Here is a 13,999-nt window from a genome sequence, read left to right as displayed (position 1 = left end):
GTTGATCGGGAAAAGTACTTAAGGGTTAAACCAGTGAGAGCCAGCTTTCTTTTATCACCTTGCCGTCAAATTTCAGCGACGTGGTTTTGGTCTTCTCACTCATGGCGTAGAACAGCTCATCGTTGTGTGCGAGCTGGTTCATTTTTTCAATAAAGGTGGCGCGATCGTTCATCGGCACCAGGAAACCATCTTCATTCTGATTAATGATCTCCTGCGGGCCGGTAGGGCAATCATAGGCTACAACGGGCAGAGACCAGGATTTTGCTTCCAGCAGCACCAGCGGAAGTCCTTCGTAGCGCGAGGTCATCAGCGCCATATCGCTGTCACGGTAGTAGTCGTTAATATTGGATACCCTGCCAACAAACGCCACGCTGTCACTGATATTCAGCGTTTTTGCCTGCGCAATCAGTGCCTCTTTTAACTCGCCATCCCCGGCAATCACCAGCTTCCAGTCAGGATTTTTAGCAATAAAGCCCTGCCAGACATCGAGCAGCAGATCGAATCCCTTCTGGTGGTCAAGACGACCCACGGCCAGCGCCTGGCGATGACGCACGGTGCGCTGATAATTTTTGAATACCACGGGATTAGGGATGGTCTTGCTAGGGATCCCCCACTGCGTAAAGACACTGTCATCTTTATCGGTCAGTACGATGACACGATCGTAATAACGCAGCATGAGATATTTGAGGAATTTAATAGGCTTACTGAATGAGTTGATGGCGATGTGTTCGCAGGCGTAGGTTTTTGCCGTTTTCTTTTTCATCGCCAGCAGGTTATAGAAGGCAAACATCACGCTCAGCCGTCCCATGCTGATCAGGAAGACCGTATCAAAATGCTGCTGGTTAATGCGCTTCACCGCACTGCGGATAGGATTTTTTTCACCGGCAAAACTGACGATCTCTTTCACTTTGGTAAAGGGATAGAATGTCTCACCTGAGCCTTCCAGCGAGTAGATCACCACTTCATGTTCGTCGCCCAGGCATTCAGACATGAAGTTACAAATGTTTTCGGTTCCGGCATAGGAGTAGGCGTCTTTAATCACCAGCACTATTTTTTTCATCGCGGACTAACCACCTCAATTACATCAATGTTAAAAACCCGCCCTGCCGCATCGGGCCGTTCAGGACGGGTTATGGTGTTCGTCTTTGTAAGACTGAAACGTTTCAAGCCACAGCACTCACCGATGCTTAAGCGTGAATAAAACGCCGTTAACCATGTACCAGACGTAATAGTAATACACTTTTAGTGGATTGTTTTTATAGATAAATCTTAATAAATCGAGGTGCCACTTCGCTGCTTTATTTTTGTTCCGCGACAGCGAGTCACCCAGCTCATAGTAGATGACTAAATTTTGATTGATTACCCGCGCCTGTTTGTACTGGTCAAACAGCTCATAGAGGAATAAAAAGTCCTCATGCCCCTTCTTTTGAAAGAGAATATTCCGCGCCGGGCGACGGTAGCAGACTGATGAAAAGCAGATACGGAACTGCTTTTTCACAAAGTTCTCTTTCATCAGATAAGGCTTGCCGTAGGTCACATCGTAGGCTTTGGTGCGGGATTTATAGCCATAGTGGGAGATAACCAGATCGTCACCGGCGGCCAGCGCCTGAGTCTGCAACATCAGTTTATCTTTTTCCCACTCATCATCGCTGTCAAGAAAGGCGATGATCTCTTCCTGCGCCGCTTTTAATCCCACGTTGCGAGTCTCTGCGGCGCCGAGGTTAACCTCGTTGTTGAGGATAGTAATGCGTGGATCGCGGCAGTGCTCCTGCACAAAGGCCAGCGAGTCGTCGGTGGACTTATCATTAATCAGATAGATTCGCCAGTCTGTCCAGGTTTGATCAAGTACCGATTGTACTGCCCGCAGAACGGTATTCCGCGCATTGTACATAGGAATGATAATGCCCACTGTGCCGATTTGATTAGTCATCTGAATTCCTGAATCTGAAACGCCGAGGAGTAAAAATAGAAAGAAAAAAGGCCAGGCATGCCTGGCCAGTTAATCAGAAGAGCCTGAAGAGTGGAGCAACGCTATAGCCGTTCAGTGACTGCACCGAAAGAATGGTGTTATAGGCCAGGTAGTAAGAGACCATGGCGAATAACAGGCCAAAGTTGAGTATCGGGTTGCGTATTCGGGTCATCAGGAACGCTAACAGCAGCGGCTCGGTGTGCAGGAACAGGTTCCCTACCCTGCCTCCCAGAATCGAGAAGTCTGAGAAGACAATACGCACCGCCGCACCGGCTGAATAAGCGATAAACAGGATATAGGCAATGCGATCCTTATCTTCAATCTGCTTACGGAAATAGACCAGGGTAAAGAAGCCAATGAACGCAATGTTTTTCAGGTTAGCCAGACCAAAGACCGGCGAAGCCTGATCAAACACCGTACCGCTGTAGCCCATTGCCCTGTCGCCGATTACCGGGACGATGCCCAGCGAGTCGAGGAACAATTTTTTACCGCCGATAAGCCCCAGCGGGATGGCGGCGAACACCATTGCCAGACCGAAATATTTACGCTCTTTCAGGAACAGGAACGGCGTCACCATCAGTACCGCATAGCCTGTTGAGTGCGACTGCGAACTCAATACCAGGAAGATCACGGCCAGCAGATATTTTCTTCCCGCCGCTGAACAGATACAGGCCACGGCAAACGCACTCGACAGCCCGAAGCGTATCTGATTCATGTCCTTGTTAATAAACAGGTGTGCTGAATAGAGACACAGCGAACAGAGGATCAGCGGTGAATATTTCTTCATCACCCAGGCGTTGGTAGAGACCGCAATAAACGCCACGAACAGCAGGAAGTAGTAGCTTTCCTGAGTGAACCAGGAGAGCACCCATGCCGCCAGCATGAAGAAATTTTCATAACGGTAGATGTCCGCTACCTTCAGGTAGCCCTGCATGCTGGTCTGTTTGGCAAAATCATGGAAAAAACCGAGATATTGCGAATCATCCATCCCGGAGTTCGGGCCACGAATACCGGCAAAAATAATCAGTCCTACCACGCCAAGAAAGAAGAAGTAGGTCATGACGCGTTGCATTTTAGGCTGTGCTAACTGGTTAATCGTGGCCAGTTCAAAAATACAAAAAATCAGCAGTGTGTAGCTTACTATCCAATATATGGCCATTCTTTTCCCCACCGGGTTAAAACGCTATTTCCCAGCCAAGCGCTCCCTGACCTTATCCTTAAGACGATTGATAAAGTAGGTGCGGTTATCTTTATTCGTTAAGAAGAAATAGCGCGCAAAGCTGACGCTCGCCTGGAAAGATTTTCCATCCATTTTGTATCTTAACGGTAATTTATAAGCTTTATAGGTGTTGATATCACGCTGGGTAAGCCAGGGCTTCATGGCGTCAAGCCAGAAGAATGAGTACTTCACAGACTCGCCCTTGTGCTTGGAACCGAACTTGGTGATCAGATGATAATTGGCCAGCGGCTGTTCAATCATGACAAATTCGTAGCCTTTTTTGTCGGCACGAATGCAGAAGTCATAATCCTGATGGCGAATATATTTTGGATCGAACTTGATGTCCTGCGCATACTCACGTTTCATCACCAGCGTACTGGTCTGGATAAAGCCGTAGCAACCGAACAGGTATTCCGCCACGGTTTCATTACGGGCTACAGGCTGCATCGGCATCACTTTCAGGAACGCGCCATCCTGAATGATATTAACCTGGCTGAAGATAATGAATTTCTGTTTGCCTTCGGCTTCCAGTTTTTCAATCAGCCTGACTGATTCCAGCAGCTTGTCTTTATGCCATTCGTCATCGGCATCCAGGAAGCTGATATAGTCGCCCGTTGCCAGCTCAATCCCTTTATTGCGGGCGCCGGAACCGTTGAGCTTTTCCTGAGAAAGCACCAGATTAATCTTCAGCTGGCTGTACTTTTCAGACTGCACCACGGCGGCCAGCTGCGCAGCATCCGCTGATTTGTCATCAATAATGATGACTTCAAAATGTTGATACGTCTGCGCAGCCACACAATCTAATGTGGTTACGATGGATTCGGATGCATTATATGCAGGAATGACGATTGAAAAGAAAATATCCTTCATTACCAGGCACCTTTTAAACGTCCAGAAACATCCTGGAGCGACTTACACTATTAAGGAAAAATAAAAGGAACCGCTCGCGTGCGCCAGCAGGTTCCTTTTTCATTATTTAGCTCTTGGCATCCTGCTTGTAGCTGTAATCGTAATAGTCATAGCCGTAACCATAGGCGTTCGACGCTTTGCGTACCACGGCGTTCAGAATCACACCCTTGATGTCGATACCGTTCTGAGCGAAACGCTTGTAGCTGATATCCACTTCTTTCAGCGTATTGGTTTCAAAACGCGCCACCATCAGCGAGGTGCCTGCCAGCTTGCCGATAATAGAGGCATCGGTCACCGCCAGAATTGGTGGGGTATCAATCAACACCAGGTCATAGTTTTTGCTTGCCCACTCCAGCAGTTCCGCCATGCGGTTGTGCATCAGCAGTTCCGATGGGTTCGGTGGTACCTGACCGCGAGGAATAAAGTCGAAACCGTAATCGCCGTGCTGGATCAGGTCGGTGGTAAACGGCGTGCTGCCGGAAAGAACGTTCGACAAACCGACTTTTCCACTCGCACCTAACAGCTCGTGGGTATAACCACGGCGCATGTCACCATCGATAAAGAGGACTTTCTGACCCGCTTTCGCCACCAGAGTCGCCAGGTTGGAACAGATAAAGGTTTTACCAATCCCCGGGCTGGCGCCGGTAATCATCAGAATGTTGTTTTTGGCTTCCATCATCGCGAAGTGCAGGCTGGTACGCAGGCTGCGAATCGCTTCAATAGAGAGGTCAGTTGGATTGCCCAGCGCCAGCAGCGTGTTGTGCGGATCGGTTTTACCCTGCACGTTACGTTTGGCTAACGCTTCAGCATCCTTTTTACGCTGCCATTCAGACAACGGCACGCTGGCGTAAACGCTCATGCCCAGCTCTTCCAGCTGATCCGGACGGTCGATGCCATGATGGAACAGCGCTTTCAGCAGGATATAACCCACGGAGATCACTAAGCCCAGGATCATGCTGGCTGCAATCAGCAGCAGTTTTTTCGGTGCTACCGGGCTGCCCGCCGTTTCCGCATGGTCAACGATACGTACGTCGCCCACGGTGCTGGCTTTACTGATGTTCAGCTCCTGCTGACGGTTCAGCAGCTGCATGTAGATCTCCTGACCTGCCTGCACATCACGCGTCAGACGCACGATTTCCTGCTGGGTCTGCGGCATCTGGCCAATTTTCTGGTTGAGCTTTTTCTGCTCGTTTTCCAGCGTCTGGCGTTTTTCCAACAGCGCACGGTAGGTCGGGTGATCTTTCTTGAACAGCTGAGAGACTTCCGCTTCACGGAAGGTCAGCTCGTTCAGCTGGGTCTGGATGCTGACGGAGGAGTCCAGCGCGGACTTCGCTTCCAGAGACATATCAACCGAATCATTCTGACGACGGTAAGTGTTTAGCTTATCCTCAGCCGCGTCCAGTTTCGCCCGCACGTCCGGCAGCTGCACTTTCAGGAATTCGAGGCTTTTCTGCGCTTCAGCAGATTTGCGCTCAACGTTCTGACCCACGTAATTTTCAATGATCTGGTTCAGCACACGGCTAATCTGTACCGGATCTTCACCGGTATAGGTCAGACCCAGCACGCCAGTGTCTTTTCCTTTATCCGCTACGGTCAGCTGGTTGGTAACCAGCTTGATAGCCTGCAGATCGGAAAGTTTGGTAACGGTGAAGCTGGTGCCCGGATCGGTCTGCTGAATGCTGCGGACCAGAATAGAGACGCCGTTGTGGTTTTCCAGCTGGCCTACTTTGCCTTTGAACAGTTCATCACCATCTTTGCTGACGGTGTAGCTGTCCGGACCGTCAACGGTCACTTCCACAACGCGCTTTTCCCAATCTGACGGTACAGTCAGCTGTGGAATATCCACCTGACCAGGCTTGTTGCCCATCATGCGGGAGAGACCCTGACCGATAACCGGCAGATAATTTTGCTCTACCAGCACGTCAAGTCCGAGGTCTTTAACGGTTTTTCCTACCACCATGCGCGAGGTCACAATCTCCACTTCCGTAGCGGAAGCAGGCTGTGAATTCGGCATCATCTGGCTCAGGTCATTCAGTACGGTGTTGGCGTTTTTATCTTCAACCTGCACCATTGCATCAGCATTATAAATAGGTGTCGCGAACAGGCTGTAAAGCGTGCCAAGCAACATAAAAAGCGCTGTGACTGCAACAATTACCCAACGATGGTCTACAAGCTGTCCCACAATATGCGCCAGATCCCATCCGTTGGAATCGTCTTTTAGCGGCGCTGACGGTGCCTTACTTTTTATATTCATGGATATTCTCAACTATCGGCTTAATGCGTTGACCCATTTCTGGGCAGCGTTTTCGAGTATTCCGTACACGGCTTCAAAGGCTTCGCGGCTTTTCTTATAGGGATCCGCTATTTCCTGTTGATTGAGCCAGTGGCCAAATAACATGGTCTTGCCATGCACGGAAGGGTTGATGCGGTTGACTAAGTCGACATGTTTCTTTTCCATCACCAGGATCAGATCGTAATCCCGGCACATGCCTGAGGTCAGCTGTTGGGCGACATGCCCTTCCAGCGAAATCCCATGTTCATTAGCCACGCTGCTTGCTGTCCCATCGGCTGCCTCGCCCACCATGGCGCTGAGCCCGGCAGAAGCGATTTTCTTATCGGGCAACGACGCTTTGAGCAACCGCTCCCCGGTGGGAGAGCGGCAGATGTTTCCGACACAGACCACTAAGATTGAATTAATCATAATGTTCCCCGGTGATTACCAGTTGTGAAGCGTCTGTACGTTACGCGTTGCGTCATACACGCCGCTGATGGTTGGTACCAGCTGAGAAATCACGCGGTTCCAACGGGCCAGTGGCGTAGAGGTCACGTACACGATGTCATAAGGCTGCAGCTGGAACTCAGAGCCCATCACCATCGCCGAAGCATCTTTGGTGTTCAACTGATAGATATTCGCAATCTTCTTACGGTTCGAACCCTGAATTTTGCGGATAACGAATACGCCGGTGGCATCGGCCACGGTCTGATCCATACCCTGTGCGTTACCCAGCGCTTCCGCCAGCGTCATGCCGCTGCGGTCCATTTTCATGGTGGCTGGCTGCTTCACTTCGCCCATCACAAAGACTTTCAGATCGTCATTACGAGGAACGTAGAGAATATCGCCCGGATAGAGCAGATGGTTTTGGGACAGGTCGCCATTTTGCATCAACGCCTGCAGTGAAACAGGCACTTCGCTGCCGTTGTGCGTCAGCACCACATTACGCCAGTCGGCGTCTGCGGTCAGACCGCCTGCGGCATTCACAGCATCAAGGATAGTTAATGGCACGTTAGTAATAGGCTGCTGACCAGAGGTGGTCACTTCGCCCGTTACGTACGCTTTTTGCGATTTAAAGGAGGCTACGCTGACATCGACCTGCGGGCTTTCGATGTACTGAGCCAGACGGTTTGCAATCTCGTTACGCACTTCCTGCACCGTGCGGCCCGCTACGCGAACGCGTCCGATGTAAGGATAGAAAATCGTCCCGTCAGAATGTACCCAGTTGCCGGTGTCGCTGGCGCTACGATACTGACCGGCTGGCGTGGTCAGTTCCGGGTGATCCCATACGGTGACGGTCAGGACATCGCCAACACCGATACGGTATTCATAGCTCTGTACTTCGTTCTGCAGCTGCTGGTTCTGCTGAGCCACAACCGGTTTCGGTCGCATCTGCTCAACCAGGCCCGGGGTCATCGGGAAGACGTTGACATATTTATCAATGTCGAAGTCGCTGTCCTGCTGTTTAATGACATCTTTTCCGCTGGTGGAAAGACTACTACCCGGAACAACAGTACATCCGGAAAGGATTGTGGCCGATACCAACAGGGGTATCAATTTCGTTTTGATTGTGATCATCTGGTTCTTCGCTATCAGTAATTTGATTGATAGTGGCGAGTCCGCCGCTGTGTAGCGTCATGCAAAATTTAAAAGGGTATCAACTGTTCAAACACTGCAACTGTCAGTCATTATCATTAACTCCCTATCTTTTTATGCCTTGCCGGATTGATTAAAGCCGACGCTTAACATTCGTCAAAAAAAAAGTTTGTTTAGCTCGCAAGTCAGTGACAGTTAACAGTCAAAAGACGCTCTTAATAGCGGAGCGAAATAAGAAATTCGCTCCGTTTTGACAGGGCAACGCCCCTGTTAATAAGCGCCATCGCGTTTCAAAACTACGCCAACCGTTTTGAAAAGAATGGCGATATCGTTCCACAGTGACCAGTTTTTTACATACCAGGAGTCAAAGTAAACACGAGTCTCGTAATCCACATCATTACGGCCACTTACCTGCCACAGGCCAGTCATACCCGGTTTGGCCATGTAATAGTAATCCACATCACCCGCATAGCGTTCCAGCTCATCTTCAATGACCGGACGCGGGCCAACCAGACTCATCTCACCGCGGACGACGTTCCATAACTGCGGCAGTTCATCAAGGCTGGTTTTACGGATAAAGTGTCCGATACGCGTAATGCGCGGATCGTTTTTCAGTTTGAAATCTTTGTCCCATTCGGCACGGGCTACCGGATCGGTGCGTAACACCTCTTCCAGCACCTCTTTCGAATTTACGCACATTGAGCGGAACTTCAGGCATTTGAATTTACGACCGCCCATTCCTACACGCTCATGTCCGTAAATAGGGCTGCCACCATCGCGGGCAACCATAAAGATCAGAGTAGCCAGCGCAGGCATCAGCATCGTAATGATGGTAAGTGCGCCAACCAGATCGAAAGCACGCTTCAGAATGCGTGAAGTGCGCTTCGCCAGGTTGTTGCTCACTCTGAGTATCATCACCTCATGGCTGAAGATATAAGCCATATCGGTACCGTAAAGCGGAACGCCGCGTAGAGAAGGTATCACGGAAACGGAACGGCAGTTATGTTTTGCCAGATTTTTCAACCACACATCGCGATGAACGCTCTGCTCATACTCGACCGCGACGATAAACTGCGTTTCGCTGTTCACTAACTGCCAGAGCGGCGTTTCCTCACGGATCACAGGAATACCGAACAGGGCCGGGGCTGGCGTAGTACCATCGACATCGTAGAAAGCCACAACATCAAAGCCCATCACCTCTTCACTCTGCAGCGCCAGGTAGGCTTCCTCTGCATTCTTACCGCTGCCGATAATAATGGATTGTTTTTTCCACATACCGTAATGATTAAGCACACGCTTCACCACGGCACGTCCAACAGGAATAAAGATCATCGCCAGAATCCAGGTCATCACCCATACCCAGCGAGAGAGTTCCCATTTTGAAAGTGCCGTAATGGATAGGTCAATAACGGAAAATATCAGAATGGTTCTGTAGATTTCTTTTAATTCAAACCAGAATGGCTTGCGATAAGTATAGTGGCGCTGACGAACCCAGAACCAGCCAATACAAATCACCGAGAGAATAATGTGTGTCGCTATTTTCAATTGCAGATCTTGCGTCGAAATATCGTCCAGAAGATTTCCGGGCAATGCATTTATCAACAGAATTGCAATAAATAAAGAGGCGTTAAAAAAGATCAGGTCAGAAAGCGCCAGTGAAAATCTAATTAACAACCCTTTAAAGGTAAACTCTATATCGCGCATAATTAACTCTTATTTTTTCTTCAGAAGCCTGTGATTTATTAATTTCCATCACTGAAAATAATTGTGTGTTTTTTAATCACATCATTTATTACACAGGAAACGTATTTGGGAGTCGTGTTAAAGGCCAGCGTAACGGGTAGAGCGACAAGAGAATTGACATGTAAAATCAACAACAACGGTAGTGATACACAGCCTGTCCTGCCTCAGCCGGACACGCTACCGCCCCTGGCTTGTAGCTGCCAATGCGCTGTAACGCTGCCTTACCTTGTTGTTTTTATCCTGTCCTCTCCAGACGCAGGCTAACGCGTTTGCCGTCTTAGCGTGGTGCTGTTCACAAAAAAGGACATGAAGACGCCGTTACTGCGCTTATTACTACATTTACGCAGACATTTACTAACACGTTGCTATACTAGTTATTACTGGCCTGTTTACAAGAGGCTGTCCCCGCCCGCGCACTCTTTTAGGATTAAGACTACCTTTCGTCCCACTCTATACCGTCCATGCCTCTTTCCTCCCCGGGATAAAATTCAGATTAATTCGATCGGAATAAGATTAATCCTGAACGGATTTCCCTCACCGTTTAAGTATCTCCTGGTTCATGTTAGCGACCTATGCGAATAGTCTTGAAAAGATCGGTGTCGATATACTCAGGATTTATCCTAATAATTTCATTTGCTGATAATCCCACCCCGGCGATTATCTGAGCGCTGACGAAGCGCTTCTTCGATTATTTGTTGAATTGCGCCTGATTCACTATCATCATGGCTATTCTTTAAAATCCTGCAGGTGAGTGTGCAATGTTCGAATGGATCGCCGATCCGTCTGTGTGGGCTGGACTGGTCACGCTTATTGTTCTTGAACTGGTCCTGGGCATTGATAACCTTGTCTTTATAGCCATTCTGGCGGAAAAGCTCCCCCCTGCCCTGCGCGACAAAGCTCGTGTTACCGGGCTGCTGCTCGCGCTGGTAATGCGGCTGCTGCTGCTGGCTTCCATCTCCTGGCTCTCCTCGCTGACCTCTCCGCTCTTCACGCTGCTGGCCCATGCCTTTAGCGCGCGCGATCTGATTATGCTGGTGGGGGGAATATTTCTGCTGTTCAAAGCCACCATGGAACTCAATGAGCGGCTGGAAGGGAAAGATGAGGATGAAAACCCACAAAAACGTGGTGCTAAATTCTGGCCGGTAGTCGCGCAAATTGTGGTACTGGACGCGGTATTCTCACTTGACTCGGTAATTACCGCCGTGGGCATGGTCGATGACCTGCCGGTGATGATGGCCGCAGTGATTATTGCTATCTTTCTGATGCTGCTGGCCAGCAAGCCGCTGACGCGCTTTGTTAACGAACATCCGACCATTGTTATCCTGTGCCTGAGTTTTTTACTGATGATCGGTTTCAGTCTGGTGGCGGATGGCTTCGGTTATCACATACCCAAAGGCTACCTTTATGCCGCCATTGGTTTCTCGGTCATTATTGAAGGGTTAAATCAGTTGGCGCAGTTCAACCGGCGCCGTTTCCTCTCGGCGAAAGCGCCGTTAAGAAAAAGGACGGCTGAAGCGGTGCTGCGCCTGTTACGCGGTCATCATGAGCAGGCGGAGCTGGACAGCCAGACCTCCCTGCTGGTAGCTGACCAGGGTGAAAGCCAGGCGATCTTTAATAAGCAGGAGCGCATGATGATTGCGCGGGTGCTCAGCATGGGCCAGCGCACGGTCAGTAGCATCATGACCTCACGTCATGACGTAGAGCATGTTGACCTCAGCGAATCCCCTGAGAAAATCATGGCGCTGCTCGATCTTAATCAGCATACGCGCATCGTGGTGACGGATAACAGCGACGACCCGCTCGGGGTTGTGCACGTTATCGATCTGCTGCAACAGGCGCTGCATGGTGACCACCTGGATCTTCGCGCGCTGATCCGTCAACCGCTGGTTTTCCCGGAACAGCTGACGCTGCTGCCGGCACTGGAGCAATTCCGCTCAGCGCGTACCCATTTTGCCTTTGTGGTGGATGAGTTTGGTTCCGTTGAAGGGGTGGTGACGCTGAGTGACGTGATGGAAACTATCGCCGGCAATCTTCCGAACGAGGGGGAAGCGATCGATCCCCGTTATGATATTCAGCAAAACACCGACGGCAGCTGGACAGCAAACGGCCATATGCCTTTAGACGATCTGGTGATGTATCTTGAGCTGCCACTGAATGAAAAGCGGGAATACCATACGCTGGCTGGTCTGCTGATGGAGCATATGCAGCGAGTGCCGCAGGAGGGTGAAGAGATCCAGATCGGCAACTTCCTGTTCAGAACGTTGCAGGTTGAAAGCCATCGGGTACAGAAAGTACAAATTATTCCGCTGGCGATTTCAGAAGAGCCTGACTACGAGGTTTAAGCTAATGCTGACGCCTGTTTTTATGGACTCCTGCGAAAAAAGGGCTGAATATTTTCAGCCCTTTTCCTAAAGATCCTTAATCAGCTTCTGTACCGAGCTGTTTTTATTGCTGCTCTTGTTGCGATCTGACCACTGCTGCAGCCGTTTTTTCGCTTCATCCTGCAGCTGCTGACGCAGAACCTGATCAACCTGTAACGAGTAATTCAGCCCTGACCAGGGACCATATATGCGCAGCGGAACCGGGGTAACCTGAAGCCGTTTCACCAGCTCATCATCGCCTTTCCAGCCGCGGGTCACCGTGACGCCAAAGGTCAAATCAGCCTGCCGATCCGCCAGATTCACCTCCCCTTTTCCGCTGTAATCCAGCATGGAAGAGCGACCTTTCAGCCCGGGGAAGAGCAGCAGCCCATTATTGAGGGTGGCGCTGCCTTTGATCTGCTGAAGGTTGCTGGCGCTATCGGCATTGTCGGTTCCCTGTACGCGATCGCTGTTTCGCTCCACGGCGCGCTGGATCATCTGCTGGAAATCCAGGCCCGCCATCTGGGCATTATCCAGGTTGACCTCTGCGGTGCCTTTCCAGGCACGCTTAAAGGAAGGCACTGTCAGACCGGTGCCGGTAAAATTCCCGGCCAGCGAGAGATCGCCACTCAGCGAAGCGGGCAAATCGAACGCTTTCAGCAGCGGCGCTACCGCAATATTTCGCAGCTCGGGTTTCAGCGCCACCACCGTTTGTGCGGTACGCACGTCTACGCTGCCCGGCAGAGAAAACTCACCGCTGCCCGCTTTGCCACTGAGCGTTTGCAGCGTCAGCAGGCCGCCTTCACTGGAAGCCTTTAACGCCACCTGAGCAAAGTCCATCCCCCGCCAGCGCATTTTGTCTACCGTCAGGGCAATATTGCCATCCATCGCATTCAGTGGTGAATTCGCATTATCATGTTCGGCAGGCTGGGAGATCACCGGGCCGGGGCCAGAACGCTGGGCCTGAACCGTCTGTCCGCCATTAGCGGCGTCAGGTTCAAGCCCTAACAGGGAGTCCATATTCAGCAACGGCGAATGCAGATTTACGGTGAGCTGCGGACGCGCGCTGAGCACGCCAGCGGCGTTGCCATCCAACTGGCTGTCGTTAGCGGTAAGCGAGAGGTTTTTAAGACTAAAGCTCTGCGTCACAGCCGCCCAGTCAGCCTGCATTTTCATCTGCCCTTTCAGCCCTTCCTTCGGCAAATCCGCGCCCGTCATCTGATAATCAAGCTGATTGATCGCTGCTGACAGGTGCTGCGGGTAGCGGCTGACATCCATATCGCTGTTAAGGTTTATCACCAGTTCCCGCTGATCGCGGTTGACCCGGCTACTGAACTCAACGTGCGCCTGCCGTTTCTCATCCTGGGAAAGCTGCAGATTGAAATCACGCAGATTAAGCTGTTCACCGTTGCTTTGCTGCCAGATAACCAGACTGTCCACCACGCGTAGCTCTGCAATATCAAATTTCCAGCCCCGCGGAACCTCCTCTACGGGCGCAGAATTACCTGGCCCGACGGGGGCATCCGCAGGACGTTGTGTTTCACTTTCCGGGGTGAGATTGATCACCGCCCCTTTCAGCATCACCTGCTTCACCGAAAGCTGGTGAGAGATCAGAGGGAGAAGGCTGACGTCCAGGCGCATATTGCTGGCGCTGACGATCGGCTTGCTGGCACCGGGCGCAGTCAGCGTCATCGGGCCAGAGAGAATGCTGAGCTGCGGCCAGACGTGCCAGCGTAAGTCGCCATTCAGCGCAAGGCGGTAACCGCTACGCTGCTCAACCTGCTGCGCCATGTAACCGCGAAAATCGTTGGGATTAACCAATAAGACCAGTGCTGTCATGCCGGCCACAATTACCACCAGCAAAATAGCCAGCGTGGTAATAAATCGTCTCATGCCTTCCCCTTTTTCCCGTCAGCGCTCGTGGTGCCGAT

At 50.9% G+C, this 13,999-nt stretch carries 10 protein-coding genes; 1 reads left to right on the top strand and 9 read right to left on the bottom strand.

Going from position 1 to position 13,999, the window contains the following annotated elements:
• Window positions 1–25: 25 nt before the first annotated feature.
• From Q3V30_RS07365 to wbaP, 8 genes are all read right to left on the bottom strand, one after another.
• Window positions 26–1,060, bottom strand: a complete 1,035-nt coding sequence (locus Q3V30_RS07365) for a glycosyltransferase family 4 protein (protein WP_306211844.1) — start codon at window positions 1,058–1,060, stop codon at window positions 26–28.
• 117 nt (window positions 1,061–1,177) lie between these two features.
• Window positions 1,178–1,930, bottom strand: coding sequence for a glycosyltransferase family 2 protein (locus Q3V30_RS07360; protein WP_306211842.1), 753 nt, complete (start codon window positions 1,928–1,930; stop codon window positions 1,178–1,180).
• Window positions 1,931–2,003: 73 nt separating this feature from the next.
• Window positions 2,004–3,128 carry an EpsG family protein gene (locus Q3V30_RS07355; RefSeq protein ID WP_306211840.1) on the bottom strand — a complete coding sequence of 375 codons (1,125 nt, stop codon included), beginning with the start codon at window positions 3,126–3,128 and terminating at the stop codon, window positions 2,004–2,006.
• Between the two features lie 24 nt (window positions 3,129–3,152).
• Window positions 3,153–4,058, bottom strand: coding sequence for a glycosyltransferase family 2 protein (locus Q3V30_RS07350; RefSeq protein WP_306211839.1), 906 nt, complete (start codon window positions 4,056–4,058; stop codon window positions 3,153–3,155).
• Between the two features lie 106 nt (window positions 4,059–4,164).
• Window positions 4,165–6,351, bottom strand: coding sequence for a tyrosine-protein kinase Wzc (wzc, locus tag Q3V30_RS07345; protein WP_306211837.1), 2,187 nt, complete (start codon window positions 6,349–6,351; stop codon window positions 4,165–4,167).
• Between the two features lie 12 nt (window positions 6,352–6,363).
• Window positions 6,364–6,798, bottom strand: coding sequence for an arsenate reductase/protein-tyrosine-phosphatase family protein (locus tag Q3V30_RS07340; RefSeq protein ID WP_306211835.1), 435 nt, complete (start codon window positions 6,796–6,798; stop codon window positions 6,364–6,366).
• A 15-nt stretch (window positions 6,799–6,813) separates the two neighbouring features.
• On the bottom strand, window positions 6,814–7,947 hold the full coding sequence (locus tag Q3V30_RS07335) for a polysaccharide export protein (RefSeq protein ID WP_306211833.1): 1,134 nt from the start codon (window positions 7,945–7,947) through the stop codon (window positions 6,814–6,816).
• 288 nt (window positions 7,948–8,235) lie between these two features.
• The gene (gene wbaP, locus Q3V30_RS07330; RefSeq protein ID WP_306211831.1) at window positions 8,236–9,669 is read right to left on the bottom strand and encodes an undecaprenyl-phosphate galactose phosphotransferase WbaP; all 1,434 of its coding nucleotides are present in this window, start codon (window positions 9,667–9,669) and stop codon (window positions 8,236–8,238) included.
• Between the two features lie 797 nt (window positions 9,670–10,466).
• Between wbaP and Q3V30_RS07325 the strand changes: the two genes are divergently transcribed.
• Window positions 10,467–12,050 carry a TerC family protein gene (locus tag Q3V30_RS07325; RefSeq protein ID WP_306211830.1) on the top strand — a complete coding sequence of 528 codons (1,584 nt, stop codon included), beginning with the start codon at window positions 10,467–10,469 and terminating at the stop codon, window positions 12,048–12,050.
• Window positions 12,051–12,116: 66 nt separating this feature from the next.
• Here Q3V30_RS07325 and asmA read toward each other — a convergent pair whose 3' ends face one another.
• Window positions 12,117–13,961, bottom strand: coding sequence for an outer membrane assembly protein AsmA (gene asmA / locus Q3V30_RS07320; RefSeq protein ID WP_306211828.1), 1,845 nt, complete (start codon window positions 13,959–13,961; stop codon window positions 12,117–12,119).
• Window positions 13,962–13,999: the final 38 nt, after the last annotated feature.

The organism is Erwinia pyri (assembly GCF_030758455.1).
Taxonomy (GTDB): domain Bacteria; phylum Pseudomonadota; class Gammaproteobacteria; order Enterobacterales; family Enterobacteriaceae; genus Erwinia; species Erwinia pyri.
The sequence above is the reverse complement of the archived record's forward strand: the minus strand, read 5'-3'. Positions and strand labels throughout refer to the sequence as shown.

Coding starts and splice junctions, on each gene's coding strand:
- Q3V30_RS07365 (WP_306211844.1), bottom strand. CDS start 1,060: ATGAAAAAAATAGTGCTGGTGATTAAAGACGCCTACTCCTATGCCGGA.
- Q3V30_RS07360 (WP_306211842.1), bottom strand. CDS start 1,930: ATGACTAATCAAATCGGCACAGTGGGCATTATCATTCCTATGTACAAT.
- Q3V30_RS07355 (WP_306211840.1), bottom strand. CDS start 3,128: ATGGCCATATATTGGATAGTAAGCTACACACTGCTGATTTTTTGTATT.
- Q3V30_RS07350 (WP_306211839.1), bottom strand. CDS start 4,058: ATGAAGGATATTTTCTTTTCAATCGTCATTCCTGCATATAATGCATCC.
- wzc (WP_306211837.1), bottom strand. CDS start 6,351: ATGAATATAAAAAGTAAGGCACCGTCAGCGCCGCTAAAAGACGATTCC.
- Q3V30_RS07340 (WP_306211835.1), bottom strand. CDS start 6,798: ATGATTAATTCAATCTTAGTGGTCTGTGTCGGAAACATCTGCCGCTCT.
- Q3V30_RS07335 (WP_306211833.1), bottom strand. CDS start 7,947: ATGATCACAATCAAAACGAAATTGATACCCCTGTTGGTATCGGCCACA.
- wbaP (WP_306211831.1), bottom strand. CDS start 9,669: ATGCGCGATATAGAGTTTACCTTTAAAGGGTTGTTAATTAGATTTTCA.
- Q3V30_RS07325 (WP_306211830.1), top strand. CDS start 10,467: ATGTTCGAATGGATCGCCGATCCGTCTGTGTGGGCTGGACTGGTCACG.
- asmA (WP_306211828.1), bottom strand. CDS start 13,961: ATGAGACGATTTATTACCACGCTGGCTATTTTGCTGGTGGTAATTGTG.